15 protein-coding genes are annotated in these 18090 nt (G+C 62.1%); 9 read left to right on the top strand and 6 right to left on the bottom strand.

All coding sequences use genetic code 11. From position 1 onward, the window contains the following. Nucleotides 1-54: 54 nt before the first annotated feature. Entirely contained in the window at nt 55-1368 is a 1314-nt protein-coding gene (locus ACLI1P_RS10280; protein ID WP_411708810.1) for an MFS transporter, read from the bottom strand. Between the two features lie 207 nt (nt 1369-1575). Here ACLI1P_RS10280 and clpX point away from each other — a divergent pair, with 207 nt between their 5' ends. Both clpX and ACLI1P_RS10270 read left to right on the top strand, forming a co-directional pair. After that, the gene (clpX, locus tag ACLI1P_RS10275; RefSeq protein WP_411708809.1) at nt 1576-2871 is read left to right on the top strand and encodes an ATP-dependent Clp protease ATP-binding subunit ClpX; all 1296 of its coding nucleotides are present in this window, start codon (nt 1576-1578) and stop codon (nt 2869-2871) included. 93 nt (nt 2872-2964) lie between these two features. Beyond that, nucleotides 2965-3900: a sugar-binding transcriptional regulator gene (locus tag ACLI1P_RS10270; protein WP_411708808.1), complete on the top strand. Its 936-nt coding sequence runs from the start codon at nt 2965-2967 to the stop codon at nt 3898-3900. A gap of 53 nt (nt 3901-3953) precedes the next feature. Here the strand turns inward: ACLI1P_RS10270 and ACLI1P_RS10265 are convergent, their stop codons facing one another. Both ACLI1P_RS10265 and ACLI1P_RS10260 read right to left on the bottom strand, forming a co-directional pair. Beyond that, nucleotides 3954-5174, bottom strand: a complete 1221-nt coding sequence (locus ACLI1P_RS10265) for a NupC/NupG family nucleoside CNT transporter (RefSeq protein ID WP_411708807.1) — start codon at nt 5172-5174, stop codon at nt 3954-3956. An 18-nt stretch (nt 5175-5192) separates the two neighbouring features. Next, on the bottom strand, nt 5193-5633 hold the full coding sequence (locus ACLI1P_RS10260) for a cytidine deaminase (protein ID WP_411708806.1): 441 nt from the start codon (nt 5631-5633) through the stop codon (nt 5193-5195). A 198-nt stretch (nt 5634-5831) separates the two neighbouring features. Between ACLI1P_RS10260 and ACLI1P_RS10255 the strand changes: the two genes are divergently transcribed. The 3 genes from ACLI1P_RS10255 to ACLI1P_RS10245 are packed head-to-tail and all read left to right on the top strand — an operon-like array spanning nt 5832 to nt 9435. Next, a complete protein-coding gene (locus ACLI1P_RS10255; protein WP_411708805.1) occupies nt 5832-7118 on the top strand; it encodes a thymidine phosphorylase in 1287 nt (428 codons plus the stop codon). A 27-nt stretch (nt 7119-7145) separates the two neighbouring features. Next, nucleotides 7146-7802 (top strand): deoxyribose-phosphate aldolase, encoded by a 657-nt coding sequence (deoC, locus tag ACLI1P_RS10250; protein ID WP_411708804.1) that lies wholly within the window; start codon nt 7146-7148, stop codon nt 7800-7802. 1 nt (nt 7803) lies between these two features. Then, on the top strand, nt 7804-9435 hold the full coding sequence (locus ACLI1P_RS10245; protein WP_411708803.1) for a phospho-sugar mutase: 1632 nt from the start codon (nt 7804-7806) through the stop codon (nt 9433-9435). 309 nt (nt 9436-9744) lie between these two features. Here the strand turns inward: ACLI1P_RS10245 and ACLI1P_RS10240 are convergent, their stop codons facing one another. After that, nucleotides 9745-10497, bottom strand: coding sequence for a TetR/AcrR family transcriptional regulator (locus tag ACLI1P_RS10240; RefSeq protein ID WP_411708802.1), 753 nt, complete (start codon nt 10495-10497; stop codon nt 9745-9747). 187 nt (nt 10498-10684) lie between these two features. Between ACLI1P_RS10240 and ACLI1P_RS10235 the strand changes: the two genes are divergently transcribed. Further along, on the top strand, nt 10685-11647 hold the full coding sequence (locus ACLI1P_RS10235) for a malate dehydrogenase (RefSeq protein WP_411708801.1): 963 nt from the start codon (nt 10685-10687) through the stop codon (nt 11645-11647). On the opposite strand, the gene panC is transcribed toward ACLI1P_RS10235, so the two are convergent. Both panC and panB read right to left on the bottom strand, forming a co-directional pair. Continuing rightward, on the bottom strand, nt 11644-12474 hold the full coding sequence (panC, locus tag ACLI1P_RS10230; RefSeq protein ID WP_411708800.1) for a pantoate--beta-alanine ligase: 831 nt from the start codon (nt 12472-12474) through the stop codon (nt 11644-11646). The genes ACLI1P_RS10235 and panC overlap by 4 nt on opposite strands. A 10-nt stretch (nt 12475-12484) precedes the next feature. Continuing rightward, nucleotides 12485-13306, bottom strand: a complete 822-nt coding sequence (panB, locus tag ACLI1P_RS10225; RefSeq protein ID WP_411708799.1) for a 3-methyl-2-oxobutanoate hydroxymethyltransferase — start codon at nt 13304-13306, stop codon at nt 12485-12487. Nucleotides 13307-13363: 57 nt separating this feature from the next. On the opposite strand from panB, the gene ACLI1P_RS10220 reads away from it, so the two are divergent. The 3 genes from ACLI1P_RS10220 to ACLI1P_RS10210 are packed head-to-tail and all read left to right on the top strand — an operon-like array spanning nt 13364 to nt 18086. Then, nucleotides 13364-16114: a valine--tRNA ligase gene (locus ACLI1P_RS10220; RefSeq protein ID WP_411708798.1), complete on the top strand. Its 2751-nt coding sequence runs from the start codon at nt 13364-13366 to the stop codon at nt 16112-16114. Further along, nucleotides 16114-17643 (top strand): bifunctional tetrahydrofolate synthase/dihydrofolate synthase, encoded by a 1530-nt coding sequence (gene folC, locus ACLI1P_RS10215; protein WP_411708797.1) that lies wholly within the window; start codon nt 16114-16116, stop codon nt 17641-17643. The genes ACLI1P_RS10220 and folC overlap by 1 nt, the downstream gene beginning before the upstream one ends. Then, the gene (locus tag ACLI1P_RS10210; RefSeq protein ID WP_411708796.1) at nt 17640-18086 is read left to right on the top strand and encodes a DUF4233 domain-containing protein; all 447 of its coding nucleotides are present in this window, start codon (nt 17640-17642) and stop codon (nt 18084-18086) included. Before folC ends, ACLI1P_RS10210 begins: the two co-directional genes overlap by 4 nt. The last annotated feature ends 4 nt before the right edge of the window (nt 18087-18090 follow it).

Genomic DNA, 18090 nt, shown 5'->3' with positions numbered 1-18090 from the left:
GTTTTCCAGGTGGGCCGCGTATCTGGGCTCACCGGCAACGAGAACGGAGAGGCGTTAGGCGCGGGCTCCGACCGACACCGGCTGGGGTGCTGCCGTTGTAGTGGAGGTGTAGGCGCGCACGCCAACGAGGGATACCGCGGCCAACACTGCGGTCGATCCAGCGAGGGTGTAGAGGCCAGTCGGGGTCCACCCGTTCTCGAGGAGGTAGCCGGCGGCGATGGGGGCGAGAGTTGCTCCAACGCGCGCGATGCCAATGGCCGCGCCGGTTCCCGTCGTGCGCAGGGCCGAGGGGTAGGCCTCCGGGGTCACCGTATAGAGGCCGGAAATGCACGCGTTCAGGGTCAGGCCTACGCCGACGCCGAGTGCGAACATCAACCCTGTTACGGCGGTGGAGGTGATGAAACCGACGAGCACCGCTGCGGAGATGAGGCTGAAGACGATGAGGAGGGGACGGGCGTCGATACGGGTGGTGAGAAGACCAAAGAGGATGGCGCCGATGGCGCCGCCGAAGGAGAGCACGATTCCGCCCAGGATTCCCTGCTGTGCGGTAAGGCCCTCGGCGGTGAGCAGCTTCGGGGTCCATTGGGAGGTGAAGTTGTAGGCAAACATGATGAAGCTAAACGCCAGCCAGAGCTTAATGGAGGTCCGGAGGAACTGCGGGGAGATGAGTTCCTTGTAGGAGGTTTTGTGCTCGGTGCGGGGGCGGACGCTGACGTCGCCAGTCAGCTTCAGCGTGGCGGCGATGCTGCGCACTGTATCCATCCGGCCACGGGCGGCGAGGAAGTCGGCAGATTCCGGAACAAAGGCGACGGTAAGCGCGAGAGCCACGACGGTGAGAGCGGCGCCGGTCCAAAAGATGGGCTGCCACGTGTCGAAGGAGGAGGCGATGACACCGCACAGGGATGCACCGAGACCATAGCCGGAGGCGTAAATGGCGACGGCGAGCCCGCGGAAGCGAAGGTTGGAGTACTCGCTGACGAGCACGGTGACGCACACGAGCACGCCACCGACGCCGATACCGGTGATGACGCGGAAGAAAAGCAGCAGGCTAAACGTCGGCGCCAGGGCAGTGAGAACCAGGCCTGCTAAGTCAATGAGCAGCGATACAGTAATGAGCTTGGTGCGGCCCCAACGGTCCGCCAGCGGGGCGAGAAAGAGCGAGCCGAGCCCAATGCCGATGAGGGCGGCGGAGAGCAACCAGCCGAGGGCGGAATCAGACAGCGCAAACTCTTCGCTCACTGAGCCCGCACCAAAGGCCATCGCCACCATGTCGTAGCCATCGAGGGCGTTGAGGTAGAGGGCGATGGCGATGATGAGCCACTGGCGTGCGCCCATAGGGGAGCGGTCAATGAGTTCGCGGATATCCATGAAATTCTTTCTTACGGGGAAGGTTAGACAGTAAGTTAATGAACCGCTCTGTCTATGTCTATTAACTGGGGTTTTAAATTCAATGGCGCGCCACTCTGTGGGAATGAGACTCGCGTCGGAGTCGTTGACTAGAGTGTGAATGAGACCGGTGGGGACGAAAACAAGAAGTGCCCCACCATGCACCCAAAAGAGAGTTGAAAGGGCTTCATGGCACGTATGCAAGAAAGCGCTGACCTGCTCAAGTGTTCCTTCTGTGGAAAGAGCCAAAAGCAGGTGAAGAAGCTTATCGCCGGCGGCGGCGTCTACATTTGCGATGAGTGCATTGAGCTCTGCAACGAGATCATTGAGGAAGAGCTCGGTGCCGCCCGGGCTGCGTCCGAGGAGGAGAAGGAAACCCGCCTCCCGCGGCCCTCGGAGATTTCGGCGTTCCTGGATAAGTACGTTATTGGCCAGGACAAAGCCAAGCGCGTGCTGTCCGTGGCGGTGTACAACCACTACAAGCGCATCAAGGCCGAGGAGGCCGCGGGCCTGGAAAGCCGCCGCAAGAAGGCGCAGGAGGAGGACGTGGAGATTGCCAAGTCCAACATCCTCATGCTGGGCCCCACGGGTTCCGGAAAGACCTACTTGGCGCAGACCTTGGCCCGGTTGCTCGACGTTCCCTTTGCCATCGCCGATGCCACCAGCCTCACCGAGGCCGGCTATGTGGGCGAGGACGTGGAGAACATCCTGCTCAAACTGCTGCAGGCGGCGGATTTCGACGTGGAGCGCGCGCAGCACGGCATCATTTACGTCGACGAGGTGGATAAGATCTCCCGTAAATCGGAGAACCCCTCCATTACCCGTGACGTCTCTGGTGAAGGCGTGCAGCAGGCCCTACTGAAGATTCTCGAGGGCACCGTGGCGGCCATCCCGCCGCAGGGCGGGCGCAAACACCCGAACCAGGAATTCATCCAGCTGGATACGTCCAACATTCTCTTCATCGTGGCCGGCGCCTTTGCGGGTCTGGACAAGGTGATTTCGGAGCGTGTGGGCAAGAAAGGCGTGGGCTTCGGCGCGGAGCTGGAGACCAAGCAGGAGATGGAAGCCGCGGACCTCTTCTCCCAAGTCCGCCCCGAGGACTTGGTGAAGTTCGGCCTGATCCCGGAGTTCATTGGCCGCCTTCCCGTCGTGGCCACGGTGGATAATTTGGACCGCGAGTCCCTGGTCAAGGTCCTCATGGAGCCGAAGAACTCCTTGGTAAAGCAGTACCAGCGCCTGTTCAGTATGGACGGTTCGGAGCTGGTGTTCGATGACGCTGCGCTCGAAGCCATTGCGGAGCTGGCCCTCGAGCGCAAGACCGGCGCCCGCGGCCTGCGCGCCATCATGGAGGAGCTGCTCGTGCCGGTCATGTATGACTTGCCGGACCGCGAGGACATCGCCAGCGTGCACATCACCGAGGCCTGTGTGAATGGGGAGGGCGAGCCGGAGTTCGTCTACTCGGACGAGGCGAAGGAATCCGCCTGAACTCGGTGAAAGATTGTGGCCGATTGGTGCTGGGGGAGGCATCGGTCGGCCATTTTTGAGGTTTAGGATAGAAGCGGATAGGAGGCGCGCCTTATGGACCAGCGTGACGAGCAATCATTGCAGGTGGCCAAGCTCTACCATCGCGGTGGCATGAGCCAAGGGGAAGTGGCAGTTGAGATGGGCCTTTCTCGCCCGACTGTGGCTAAACTGCTCCAGCACGCGAAGGCTCGTGGATTTGTCACGGTGGAGATCCATGATCCGCGCGAAGACGGCGATGAATTTGGGCAGCGTTTGATACAACGCTACGGACTCGAGGACGTCCGCCTCGTGTTCAGTCCGCGAGGTGACGAAGATACCCTCACAGAGGGTTTAGGGCGAGTAGGTGCAAAAATGCTTCACGAGCTCGTGCACGACGGCATGAGTGTGGGCATTTCGTGGGGAAATACCATGTATTCGGTCGCGCGCCACCTACAGCCTAAAAGCGTTGCTGGAGTTGAAATCGTTCAGCTCAAAGGCGGACACTCGCACTCCAGCCGAGTGACGAATGACATGGATACGCTCAAGCGCATCAGCTCAGCATTTGGCGCAGAAGCGTTGAGCCTTCCATTGCCGGTGATTTTTGACTCTGCCGAAGCCAAAAAGATAGTCGAAGAAGACCGGCATATCTCCTCCATCTTGAATGCAGGCCGACAGGCAGACTTGGCGGTATTTACCGTGGGGGCGGTATCGCGTGACAGCTTGCTCCTTAACCTTGGGTACCTCAATGAAGAGGACATCACTGCGCTGGAGGAGAAAGCCGTTGGAGATGCGTGTTCGCGCTTTTACACGCCCGATGGGGCCATTGCGGAGCCGTCGGTGGATGCGCGTACTGTGGGCATTTCTCTCGAGGACTTGAAGCGGATACCTCAGCGCTTCATGGTGGCTGGCGGTCTGCAAAAAACGAGGGCCATCGATACGGCATTGCGGATGCAGTTAGCTACGCACATGGTGATTGACAAAGAGACTGCGAACCGTCTGCTGGAACTGTGACATGGTTAAGGCCCCCTCCGGTAAAAGGAAGGGGCTGTGTAGTCAGTGAGACTTTAGAGGACCATCGGGGCGACGATCACACCCACGATCGCGGCGTTGAGCATGTTGGTCAAGAAGCCACCAAGTAAGGCCTTGGGGCCCAGCTTGGCAATTTCGCCTCGGCGCTCGGGCACGAGGCCGCCGATGGCACCGATCTGGATGCCTATGGATGAGATGTTGGCAAAGCCTGCGAGAGCGAAGGAGGACAGCATGATGGCCTTATCGCTGAGTTGGTCGATGCTCTCTCCGAAGGCGGTGTAGCCGACGAACTCGTTAAGGATGGTTTTCTGTCCGATGAAGTTACCGACCTGCATGACGTCGTCCCAGGGGACACCGATAAGCCAAGCGACTGGCGCGAAGAGAAGTCCAAATAGGCCTTCCAGAGACCAATTGTCTTGGCCGAAGATGGACCCCACGCCGCCGAGGATCGCAGAGAGCATGGCGATCATGGCGATGAAGGCGATGAGCAGACAGGCCACGGAAATGGCGATCTTGCCGCCGGCCATAGCGCCGCTACTGATGGCATCAATGATGTTTTTGGACTCGGTGTCCCGAACGTCTTTAACCGTGGCGTCGAGGTTGGACTCCTCAGTCTCCGGCATAAGACCCTTGGCAACAAGGAGGGAGCCTGGCGCATTCATCAGAGAAGCTGCAAGCAGGTACTCAAGTGGTGCGCCCAACAGAGAGTAGCCGATGAGCGTGGAGCCTGCCACTGACGCAAAACCACCGACCATGCAGGTGTACAGCTCTGAACGTGTGAGCTTAGGCAGATAAGGCTTAATAACGAGAGGTGCCTCAGATTGGCCGAGGAAGATAACTGTCGTGGCCCACACGGACTCCACTTTGGAGGTGCCCATGATCCATTTGATGCCGGAGCCGATGTACTCGACAAGGTATTGGATGACGCGGAGGTAGTAGAGCGCCGCGATAATGGCGCCCAAGAAGATGACGACGGGGAGGACATTGAGGGCGAAGATGAAATCTTCGCCCAACAGGCCTCCGAAGACGAAAGACGTTCCCTCATTGGTGAAATCCGTGAGCTTGGTCAAGCCGTGAGAGACGGCTTCTAGGGCTTTAAAGCCTGGCTCCCATGCCAGCACTAGGTAGCAGAAAACGATCTGGAGGGCGAGACCGACTCCGATCGTGCGCCATTTGATGTTTTTGCGGGAATTGGAAAGTACGTAGATGACCGCGAGAATCGCGAGGATTCCCAAGAGGCCTTGAAGGCGTTCCATGAATATCAGACCATTCTGTTAGAGGGCCTCAGGGCCAAAAGAGTTAGGAAGAATTTCGCTGAAAGCGAGGCTTCGGGGAGCTCCATCAACGGACACGATGACTCGTTGGCAGTTGAATTCGCGCAAGACCTGGCGACATGCACCGCAGGGGTAGCACGGCTCGGCCTTCAGGCCCACGATGGCCACCGCGAGGATCGTCGGCAGATGTGGCAGGTGTCCGTCATCGGCGGTGACTTCACCAGAGGTGATCATGTGGGCGGCGGCATTGCGTTCGGCGCAGATGCCCAACGGGCTAGAGGCGTTTTCGACGTTGGAACCGGTGATGACCCGGCCATCATCGAGAAGTATGGCCGCTCCGACCGGGAACGACGAGTAGGGAGCCCATGCGTGGTGAGCGGCTTCCCTCGCTTTTTCCAAAAGCTCAACGTCCGTTGGCGTTGTGTTTTCTGTGGTGTCCATGACAACGCAGTCCTTTCTCGCGGTCGGGGAGGGGCGTTTCTACACTGTGAGAACAAAATGAAAACTCCCCATTGACATCTGTTCTAACAACGATGATAATGGTACGTGTTGCGATACACAAGGCCGATTTTAATGTGTCGCACAGCACATGAGCGGTTTTCGCACTCCGCACGTTGAGCCATTAATTAAGGAGTTGTCATGGCAGAGAAGTTCGATGCAGTCGACGTTATCCGAGTCAAGCGTGACAAGGGGGTGCTGAGCTCTGACGAGATCGACTGGATCATCGACGCATACACGCGCGGCGTGGTGGTGGATGAGCAGATGGCTGCCCTCAACATGGCCATCTTTCTCAATGGCATGAACCGTGAGGAGATCTCCCGCTGGACCAAGGCCATGATTGCCTCTGGCGAGACGATGAGCTTCGATTCCCTCTCGAAGAAGACCGCAGATAAGCACTCCACGGGCGGCGTGGGGGACAAGATCACGCTGCCACTTGCTCCGCTAGTAGCAGCGTTTGGCGTTGCCGTTCCGCAGCTTTCTGGTCGCGGACTTGGCCACACGGGCGGCACCCTGGACAAGCTCGAAGCTATCCCGGGCTGGCAGGCGGATATCTCTAACGAGCGCATGATGGAAATCCTTGAGGATCCCGGCTGCATCATCTGCGCCGCGGGTTCCGGGCTGGCCCCAGCAGACAAGAAAATTTACGCCTTGCGCGATACTACCTCCACGGTGGAGGCCATTCCGCTGATTGCCTCCTCCATCATGTCTAAGAAGATTGCTGAAGGCACGTCCTCCCTCGTGCTGGACGTCAAGGTGGGCTCCGGTGCTTTCATGAAGAGCGAAGAGCAGGCACGTGAGCTGGCCCAGACCATGGTTGATTTGGGTAAGGACGCTGGAACGAAGACGACTGCGCTGCTGACTGACATGTCCACACCGCTGGGCCGCAAGGTAGGAAATGCCCTTGAAGTGGAGGAATCCGTGGAGGTTCTGGCCGGTGGCGGTCCGGCTGACGTTGTGGAGCTCACCGTTGCCCTGGCCCGTGAGATGCTTGAGGCGGCTGGAGTTCACGATGCCGATGTAGAGGCAGCACTTAAAGATGGACGCGCCATGGATAAATGGAAGCAAATGATCAAGGCCCAGGGTGGGGATCCAGATGCTGCGCTTCCCGTGGCTACACACACGCATGATGTCATCGCGGACTCTGACGGCTACCTCACCGAACTCGATGCCCTCGCAGTTGGCGTAAGCTCGTGGCGTCTCGGCGCAGGCCGCGCCCGTAAGGAGGATCCGGTTCAGGCCACCGCTGGTATCGAACTGCACGCCACCAAGGGTGAAAAGGTGGCCAAGGGTCAGAAGCTGTTCACGCTGCACACCGAAACCCCGGATCGTTTTGAACGCTCTCTGGAGGTCCTTAACAGCGGCTTTACCATCACCGAGCAGCCGCTGTCTGAAGAGCGCAAGATCATCCTCGACCGAATCAGCTAGCTGAACTTTCTATTTCAAGGAGAAAATATGACTTCCCGTACTGACGTTGCCCAGATGATTGACCACACCCTGCTGAAGCCGGAAGCTACTCCGGACCAGGTAGCCGCATTGGCGAAGGAAGCTGGGGAGCTGGGCACGTATTCCATTTGTGTCTCCCCGAACCAATTGCCGGTCGAGGTGCCTGCTGGCGTTCACGTGGCTACCGTGGTGGGCTTTCCTTCCGGAGCTGTGAAGTCTGAAGTGAAGGCGGCTGAGACCGACCGCGCGGTGGAGGATGGCGCCGAGGAAATCGACATGGTGGTCAACCTTTCACAGGTGAAGACCCATGACTACGAGGCAGTGGAGGCTGACATCAAGGCGGTGCGTGACGCGGCGCCCGCTCCAGTCATCGTGAAGGTCATCATTGAATCGGCAGCACTCGATGACGAAGAAATTATCGCCACGTGCCAAGCCGCCGAGCGTGCTGGTGCTGACTTCGTGAAAACCTCGACTGGATTCCACCCTGCGGGTGGTGCCTCCATCCATGCGGTGAAGCTCATGGCAGACACCGTGGACGGCCGACTTGGCGTGAAGGCGTCCGGTGGAATTCGCGACGCTGAAGCGGCGCAGGCCATGATTGACGCGGGCGCCACGAGGCTGGGACTTTCGTCCTCCGCTGCTGTGCTCGAGGGATTTGAGGCCTAAAATGGCATCGCTGTTGGAGACTGCGCGGCAGTGGGCAGAACACGATCCAGATCCCTCTACCCGCGCTGAGGTGGAGACTCTGGTGGCTGCGCGGGACGAAGAAGCGCTTAAGCCTCTGTTTGCAGGACCTCTGGAATTCGGTACCGCAGGTCTGCGCGGAAGGATCGGCCCAGGTGAGTCCCAGATGAACCGTGCTGTGGTCATCCGCACTACGGCAGGACTTGTGAATGTGCTGAAGAAGTACGTTGATGTGCCCAAGGTTGTCATCGGCTGCGATGCCCGCTACGGTTCGGCTGATTTTCACAACGATGTCGCTGATGTGGTGGCTGCCGCGGGCGGTCATGCTCTGGTGCTGCCGCCGCAGAACCCGACACCGCTCACCGCGTTCACCGTTCGTGAGTTGGGGGCGGATGCTGGAGTCATGGTGACTGCTTCCCACAACCCACCGCAGGACAACGGTTACAAGGTTTATCTCGGCGGCCGAGTGGTGACTGGTGACGGTGAAGGTGTACAGATCGTGCCGCCTTTCGACGCAGATATCGCTGCTGCCATCGCTGCAGCACCTGCAGCTGATGAAATTCCGCGTGATACAGCAAGTGCAACAGGGGTAGTGGAGCGGGTTGATACCCGAGAGCAGTACCTCGCCCGTATCAAGAAACGGGCCGCGTCCGGCCCACGCGAGCTTGCCATCACCCTCACACCGATGCATGGCGTGGGTAGTGACCTTGCTGTGAAAGCGCTTCAGGCGGCAGGATTTACTGACGTTAAACTCGTTGCCGAACAAGCCCAACCAGACCCGGATTTCCCCACGGTGGCCTTTCCTAACCCAGAGGAACCAGGAGCGCTGGATCTTGCGTTCGCTGCGGCAGGCGAAGCACAAAGTGACATTATCCTAGCCTTGGACCCCGATGCTGACCGGTGTGCTGTTGCTATTCCTGCGGAAAATGGCTGGCGACAGCTCACCGGGGACGAAACCGGAGCCCTCTTGGGTGACTATCTGGCACGCGAGGGTGGAGTTCTAGCTAACTCGGTGGTGTCGAGTCGCTTCCTCGGCCGAATTGCTGAGGCGCGCGGCGCACAGTGGAAGACGACTCTCACAGGATTCAAGTGGATTGCTCGCACACCTGGTCTAAGCTTCGGCTACGAGGAAGCAATCGGGTACTGCTGTGACCCGGAAGCTGTGGCAGACAAGGATGGGATTTCAGCGGCTGTCACTGTTGCTTGCGCGGCCGCTGAGCTGAAGTCTGCGGGCAAGAATCTGCAGGATAGACTTGACGAACTCGCTAACGAACTGGGAACGTACAAGACCAAGCCGTTAACGTTCCGGTTCGATGACATCACGCGGATTGCTCCAGTGTTACAAGAGGTCTTGCAGACACCGCCGGCATACCTCGCGGGTTCTCCCGTGACGAGCGCCAGTGACATGTCGAAGGGCTACCAGGGTCTTGGTTCCACACCGGGCTTGGTGCTGGAGACTGAAGCCAATGACCGCGTTATCATTCGCCCGTCCGGAACCGAACCCAAGCTTAAGTGTTACCTCGAGGTGGTGCGTGAGGGCGGCGTCGATTGGGAAAGTGCGGACGAACGCTTGGAACAGATATCTGCGGAGCTCACGCAGAGACTGGGTATGTGACACCGTGCCTGCGAAACGCGCATGTCAATCGGAGTGAGCAGGCGGAAGGAATCCGCCTAGGCACGCATCCGCCATAGGGGCATTTCGTAAAAGGCATCTTCAGGTCTGAAGATGCCTTTTGTGCTGTCTAGAGGGAATTTTCACGCTTGATAATGCCTTGTGCCGGATGCCATGTGAGCGATTCACCACCTTGAGCACAGGGACTAGGGTAGTGAGACCCTTCTAAGCATGAGGGTGGCGGGTGACGAGGGAATTCAAGAAAAGCTGGACGCAGAGGGTCTTTGAATTCTGGTCTTGTGGTGGGAGGCGTTAGTCGTCGTAAAGCCCGGCGGAGACGTCGAGGCTGTCATCATCCTGGGTGGAGTAGACGTCCAAGGGCGCTGACTCGGCCTCAAGTTCGGTCCCATTCTGGGAGAGGTAGGACTCGAAACCGATATCGGGGATATTCGCCGTAAGGAAGGCCAGCACGGCATCGACGGCCATGCGGTGCAGACCCTCCGTGTTGTTGTGAGTATGCATGTCGATATCCAGCAGGTTACTCATCATCGCGTGGTTGGTCACGCGGTACATGGACAGTGCCGTGATGAGGGTGAAGATATCGTTGGCGGAAATGCCCGGGCGGAACGCGCCGGAATCTTGGCCCAGCATGAGGAGTCTGTCGAGGTGGAGGGAGATCTCGGAGACGTCGATGACGGCCTGGGAGGATTCCAGCACCCCGTGGGAGGATTCCATGGTCAGCATCCGGATGGCCTCCGGGTGCTTGATGTGCTGCCGAAAGATCCAATCCACGAGCGTACGCAGGCCCTCTACTGGGACGGCAGAGTTAACCTCCAAGCTGCCTTCCGGCGGGTTGAGGCGCTGGGCCGCGGTGGCCAGTGCCTGCTGGTAGAGCCCCTTCTTGTCCCCGAAGTGGTAGTGGATCATGCGCTTGGACATGCCGGACAACTTCGAGACGCTTTCGAGCTTCGTATCGGCATAGCCGTGTTCCGAAAACTCCGCGATCGCAACATCGATCACGTGCTCCACAGAGCCGGAGTCGGCCGAAGTGGTCTCAGTGGTCATGAATGTCCCGTCCTTATATACGTGAAAAGCAGGCGGTGATATGCCGCCGCATACTACTATGCCGAAAATGTCTAAAGATAGTGCAAAGGCGCTAAAACCCGTCTCATTTGGGGGTGAACTATCGCCCCCTTGCAGAGCGAAACGGGACTAGGCTGGGGCTAGAAGACCCCGCCGAAAGGATTTTCCTATGACTTCTTCCCAACCCGTCAAGATCACCGTCACCGGCGCCGCCGGCAACATCGCCTACTCGCTACTGTGGCGCATTGCCAATGGCGACGTGTACGGCCAGGACACCCCGGTGGAGCTGGCGCTGCTGGAGATTCCGGCCGCTATCGGCGCCGCAGAGGGCGTGGCCATGGAGCTCAATGACTCGGCCTTCCCGCTCCTGCGTGGCATCACCGTCACCGATGACCCGAACGTGGCATTCAAGGACACCAAGGCTGCCTTCCTCGTCGGCTCCCGCCCGCGCACGAAGGGCATGGAGCGCGCGGACCTGCTGGAGGCCAACGGCGCCATCTTTACGGTGCAGGGCAAGGCGCTGAACGACGTCGCAGCGCGCGACGTCCGCGTCCTCGTCGTGGGTAACCCGGCCAACACCAACGCCTACATCGCCGCCAACAGCGCCCCGGACCTGGACCCGAGCCAGTTCAGCGCGCTGATGCGCTTGGACCACAACCGCACGCTGAGCCAGGTCTCCCTGAAGACCGGCGTGCCCACCGCGGAGCTGAACAAGGTGGCCGTGTGGGGCAACCACTCCGCCTCCCAGTTCCCGGACCTGACCTTCTCTAACGCGGAGGTGGACCAGGAGTGGTACGAGAAGGAAATGATCCCCAAGGTGGCCAAGCGCGGCGCCGAGATCATCGCCGTGCGCGGCAAGTCCTCGGCGGCCTCGGCGGCATCGGCCGCGGTGGACCACATGCACGATTGGATCCACGGCACCGAGGACTGGCGCACCGCGGCCATCGTCTCCGATGGTTCCTACGGCGTGGACGAGGGCCTGGTGGCCGGTTTCCCCACCGTCGCGCGCGACGGCAAGTGGGAAATTGTCCAGGGGCTCGAGCTCACCGACTTCCAGAAGGAGCGCATCGAGGCCTCCGTGGCGGAGCTGCGCGCTGAGCGCGAGGCCGTCGCGCACCTGCTCAAGGACTAGTGGTCTAGCACCAAATTATCGATGAGCCGCACCGGCCCGACCTCCGCCGCAACCAGCGCGAGGGCGGGCCGGTGGCGTGTCTCAACCGGCTCGAGGGTGGCCGGGTCCACCACGGTGAGGTAGTCCACCGTGACTCCGGGGGAGCCGGCGAGCTGGGCGCGGGCGTGCTCCAGGGAGGCGCCGTCGCGCAGCGCGTAAAGCGCGCGGGAGAGAGCAGTGGCCTGCGCGCGCTCGGCGGGGCTTAGGCGCGCATTGCGGCTGGATTCCGCGACCCCGTCCGCCGCGCGCACGATGGGGGCGCTGACAATGTCGACCGGCAGGTCAAGGTCCGCCACGAGGCGGCGGATGATGGCCACCTGCTGGGCGTCCTTCTGCCCGAAGTAGGCGCGCTCGGGCTGCACCAGGTTGAAGAGCTTAGCCACCACGGTGGCTACGCCGTCGAAGTGCCCGGGGCGCGAAGCACCCTCGAGGACCTCACCCATCGCCTCGGTGCGCGCCCAGATGCGCGGGGTGCCGTCCGGATACATCTCCTCCACGCTGGGGGCAAAGACCGCATCGACGCCCAGGGATTTCAGGAGGGCGGCATCGGCATCGAGGTCGCGCGGGTAGGCGCGGTAGTCTTCGCAGTCACCTAAGTCGGTGAACTGCAGCGGGTTGACGAACACCGAGCACACCACCACATCGTTCTCCGCCCGGGCCCGCTCCACCAGGGAGGCGTGCCCGGAGTGAAGCGCACCCATGGTGGGCACGAACCCCACTGCGGCGTCAGTGCCGGCTACCTCGGCGCGAAAGTCCCGCAGCTGCTGCTTGGTTGTGAGAATCTGCATGGTCTACTCCTTAGAACGATTCCTCGGGGGAGGGGAAGGTGCGGTTTGACACCTCAGAGACGTAGTCCTCGGCACCGGCCGTGAGCGCGCTGCGCAGGTCAGCGAAGCGGCGCACGAAGCGCGGGGCCTTGGCCCCGCCGAGGCCGAAGGCGTCGGTCCAGACGAGGATCTGGCCGTCGGTCTGCGCGCCGGCGCCGATGCCGATGGTGGGGATCGGTAGCTCCTCGGTGACCTGCTGCGCCAGGTCCGCGGGGACCATCTCCAAGACCACGGCGAAGGCGCCGGCGTGGGCGAGCGCGTGGGCGTCGCCAAGCAACTGCTCCGCACCCTCCCCGCGGCCCTGGACCACGAAGCCACCCAGCGCGTGCACCTGCTGCGGGGTAAACCCAATGTGGGCGCACACGGGGATGCCGGCGCCGACCAGCGCCGAGACAATCTCAGCGCGCTCCGCACCGCCCTCCAGCTTCACCGCCTGCGCGCCGGTCTCCTTCATCACGCGCACCGCGGACTTAAGCGCCTGGTCCGGCCCGGCCTCGTAGGAGCCGAAAGGAAGGTCCACCACCACGAACGCCCGGGAGGTGGCCTCCACCACGGCGCGGGCCAGCGGAATGATCTCATCGAGCGTGAGGGAGAGCGTCGTTTCTCGCCCCAGGACGACGTTGGCCAGCGAATCGCCGACGAGCAGCAGCTCTACGCCGGCCTCATCGAAGATCCCGGCAGTCATGCAGTCATAGCTTGTCAGGCAGGCGATGGGACGGGACTCTTCTTTGGCGCGGGCGAAGTGGCGGGTACGCAGCCGCGCGGGCCGCGGTGTCGGAGAAATGTGTGACATGGCTTTACTCTAGCCAGGCATGCGGTGCTGGTTGACGTACAGGGTAGAGTTGGGCGGGTGACTGATCAGAACAAAGAGCAACTCGTTGGCACTAATCGCGCGGACCAGCTTCCTAAGTCCTGGGAGCCGCAGGCGGTGGAGAAGGACCTCTACGAAGGCTGGGTAAGCGCTGGTTACTTCACCCCGGACGCCTCCTCCGAGGCGGAGCCGTACTCCATCGTCCTGCCACCGCCGAACGTCACCGGCCAGCTGCACATGGGCCACGCTCTGGACCACACCCTGATCGATTCCATCATTCGCCGCAAGCGCATGCAGGGCTTTGCCACCCTGTGGCTGCCGGGCGCTGACCACGCCGGCATCGCCACCCAGACCAAGGTGGAGGCGAAGCTGCGTGAAGAAGAGGGTAAGAAGCGCTGGGATTACGAGCGCGAGGACTTCATTAACAAGGTCTGGGAGTGGAAGCAGCAGTACGGCGGCACCATCCAGAACCAGATGCGCGCCATCGGTGACTCCGTGGACTGGTCGCGTGAGCGCTTCACGCTGGATGACGGCCTGTCCCGCGCCGTGCAGACCATCTTCAAGAAGCTCTACGACGACGGCATGATCTACCAGGCCAACCGCCTGGTCAACTGGTCCCCGGTGCTGGAGACCGCCGTCTCCGACATTGAGGTGGTGTACAAGGACGTCGAGGGCGAGCTCGTGTCCATCCGCTATGGCTCGCTGGACGACGCAGAGCCGCACCTCATTGTGGCCACCACCCGTGTGGAGACCATGCTGGGTGACGTTGCCATCGCCGTGCACCCGGACGACGAACGCTACGCGGACCTGGTGGGCAAGGAGCTGCCGCACCCCTTCCGCGATGACCTGAGCTTGAAGATCATCGCCGATGACTACGTGGACATGGACTTCGGCACCGGCGCGGTGAAGATCACTCCGGCGCATGACCCGAATGACTACGCCATGGGCCAGCGCCACGGCCTGGATATGCCGACGGTCATCGATACCACCGGCCACATCGCCAACACCGGCACGCAGTTTGACGGGCTCACCCGCGAGGAAGCCCGCGTAGAGATCCGCGAGGCGCTTCGTGAGCAGGGCCGCATTGTCAAGGAGATCCGCCCCTACGTGCACTCCGTGGGCCACTCGGAGCGCTCCGGCGAGCCCATCGAGCCGCGCCTGAGCCTGCAGTGGTTCGTGGACGTGAAGAAGATGGCGAAGATGTCCGGCGATGCCGTGCGCGAGGGCGATACCACCATCCACCCGACGGCGCTGGAGCCGCGCTACTTCGAATGGGTCGATGACATGCACGATTGGTGCATCTCCCGCCAGCTGTGGTGGGGCCACCGCATCCCCATCTGGTACGGGCCAGAGCGCACAAGTGCGTCTGGCGAAGTGGAACGAGACATCGTCTGCGTCGGCCCCGACGAGGAGCCGCCGGCTGGCTACGAGCAGGACCCGGACGTCTTGGACACCTGGTTCTCTTCGGCGCTGTGGCCCTTCTCCACCATGGGCTGGCCGGAGAAGACCGCAGACTTAGAGAAGTTTTTCCCCACGAACGTGCTGGTGACGGCCTACGACATTCTCTTCTTCTGGGTGGCCCGCATGATGATGTTCGGCACCTACGCCGCCCAGGCCACCCCGGAGCTTTTGGGCAACGGCGAGGGCGGCCGCCCCCAGGTCCCGTTTAAGGACATCTACCTCCACGGCCTGGTCCGCGATGAGCAGGGCCGCAAGATGTCGAAGTCCCTGGGCAACGGCATCGACCCGATGGACTGGGTGCGCGATTACGGCGCGGACGCCCTGCGCTTCACCCTGGCCCGCGGCGCGAACCCGGGCGTGGACCTGCCGCTGGCGGTCGACGCAGCTGCGGCCGGCCGCAACTTTGCCACCAAGCTGTTTAACGCCACCAAGTTCGCGCTGATGAACGGCGCGGGCGTGGCGGAGCTGCCGGAGCGCGCCGCGCTGACCGACGCCGACCGCTGGATCCTGGACCGCGCCGAAGAGGTCCGCGCCAAGGTGGACGCCTACCTGGACGACTACCAGTTTGCTAAGGCCAACGAGCTGCTCTACCACTACGTGTGGGACGAGCTGTGTGACTGGTACCTGGAGATTGCCAAGACCCAGATCCCGCGCGACTTTGATGCCGCTTCTGCCGAAGAGCAGGCGACCGGACGCACCACCCAGATCGTCCTGGGCCGCGTGCTGGACGTGGTCCTGCGCCTTTTGCACCCGACCATGCCGTTCGTCACCGAAGTCCTGTGGAAGGCACTGACCGGCGGGGAGACCATCGTCACCGCCCAGTGGCCGACGCAGGAGCACACCAACGGTGGCGCAGAAAAGGACGAGGTGGCCGCGCGCCGCATCGAGGACGCCGACAAGCTCATCACGGAGCTGCGCCGCTTCCGTTCCGACCAGGGAGTCAAGCCCTCCCAGAAGGTCCCGGGCCGCCTCGACTTCGCCGCGGCCGACCTGCAGGGGCAGGAAGGCCTCATCCGCAACCTGGCCAACACCACGGAGCCGGGCGAGGACTTCACCGCCTCTGCCTCCATCGAGGTGCGCCTGTCCCAGGCCACCGTCGAGGTCACGCTGGATACCTCCGGTGCCGTGGACGTCGCCGCCGAGCGCAAGCGCCTGGAGAAGGACCTGGCCAAGGCCCAGAAGGAGCTGGATCAGACCGGCAAGAAGCTGGGTAACGAGGCCTTCCTATCCAAGGCCCCGGAGGCCGTGGTGGAGAAGATCCGCACCCGCCAGCAGGTAGCTCAGGAAGAGGTCGAGCGCATCACCGCTCGCCTGGAGGGGCTCAAGTAGTGGCGGAAGAGAAGAACCGCGAGGAGTTTGAGATCGTCGACGCCCTCGCGGAGGGCACCGACGGCGGGCCGGTCGAAATCACCGATTCCGGCCTGACCTTGAACCTGGGAGGGGAGGGTGACTACGAGGAGGCCGCGCCCGAGCAGGCCACGCCGGAGGAGCTGGCTCAACTCGCCGAGGTCACCGCGGAGCTCAACTCCCGCGCCCCAGAAACCGTCATCGCGCCGAGTCTCGAGCGCATCGAGATGCTCATGGATCTTCTGGGTAATCCGGAGCGTTCTTTCCACGTCATCCAGGTCGCCGGCACCAACGGCAAGTCCTCGACGGCGCGCATGATTGATTCGCTGCTGCGCTCCTTCCACCGCCGCGTGGGCCTGGTCACCAGCCCGCACCTGCAGCTGGTCACCGAGCGTATCGGCATCGACGGCCGCCCCATCCACCCGCGCGACTTCGTGCGCATCTGGCGCGAGATTCAGCCCTACGTGGAGATGGTGGACTCCCGCTCCGATATCCCCATGTCCACCTTCGAGGTGCTCGTGGGTATTTCCTACGCCGCGTTCGCTGATGCGCCTATCGACGTCGCCGTGGTCGAGGTCGGCCTCGGCGGCACGTGGGATGCCACCAACGTGGTCAACGCCGAAGTCGCTGTCGTGATGCCGGTAGGCCTGGACCACACCGAGTACCTCGGCGACACCATCACGGAGATCGCCGGTGAGAAGGCCGGCATCATTAAGGCCCGCGAGCACGACGCCGACGATGTCCTGGCCCCGGGAGAAAACATTGCTATCATCGCCGAGCAGGAGCCGGAGGCCATGCGTGTGCTGTTGCAGCGCACCGTAGATGTCGGCGCCGGCGTGGCGCGCTCCGGCTCCGAGTTCGCCGCGCTGGAATCCCGTATTGCCGTGGGCGGCCAGCAGCTGACCATCCAGGGCTTGGGCGGGGTGTACGAGGACATCTTCTTGCCGCTGCACGGCGAGCACCAGGCCAAGAACGCGGCCGTGGCGCTGGCTGCGGTGGAGGCCTTCTTCGGGGCGTCGTCGGGCCACCCCATCGACATCGCCTCCGTGCGCACTGGCTTTGCCAAGGCTGTGTCGCCGGGCCGCTTGGAGCGCGTGCGCACCAGCCCCACGACCTTCCTGGATGCCTGCCACAACCCGCACGGCGCGAAGGCGCTAGCCGCAGCACTTGACCGCGACTTCGACTTCGCCCGCCTCATCGGCGTGGTGTCCATCTTCACGGACAAGGATGCAGCTGGCATTCTCACGGCGCTGGAATCCGTGCTCACGGAGGTGGTCATCACCCAGAACACCTCGCCCCGTGCCCGCGACGCCTACGAGTTGGCCGAGCTTGCCCGCGATATTTTTGGTGAGGAGCGCGTCTTCGTCGACCCCGACCTGCCCGGCGCCTATGCCCAGGCCGTCGAGCTGGCCGAAGACGCCGAGGTCCAGTCCGGCTCCGGCATCATCATCACCGGCTCGGTGGTCACCGCCGGTGACGCCCGCGCCCTGTTTGGAAAGGAGCCCGCATGAGTTCTCGCAAGCCCGTCCCCGAGGAGGAGATCGGCCCGCTGGGCTTAGGTCAGGCCCCGGTCAAGGACCCGCTCAAGCAGTTCGGCGGCATGGTCGTGGCCAGCTCGCTGACGATGGAGCTCATCACCTTCGTGTTGGCCCTGCCGCTGTTGTACAAGCTCTACGACGGCGCCCTGTGGACCCCGTTCAACTACGGCGTGGTCATTGGCTTCATGGTGCTCTTGTTGGCGTCCTTCCCGTTTATGAACAAGCCGTGGATTGTGGGCGTGGAGATCGTCGTGCACCTCATTGGCATCGTGCTGGGCTTTATGATCCACTGGTCCGTGGCCACCATCTTCATCATCTTCGCCCTCCTCTGGGCGCTGGCGGCGTACATGCGCTCTGTCATCGTGGCCCGCATGGACCGCGGCTACCTCACCACGCAGCACCTCAACGAGAAGTAGGCAG

The sequence above is a fragment of the Corynebacterium tardum genome (genome assembly GCF_046717785.1).
Lineage (GTDB): Bacteria > Actinomycetota > Actinomycetes > Mycobacteriales > Mycobacteriaceae > Corynebacterium.
Note: the sequence above shows the minus strand (reverse complement) of the source record. Positions and strands in the feature narration are given on the sequence as shown.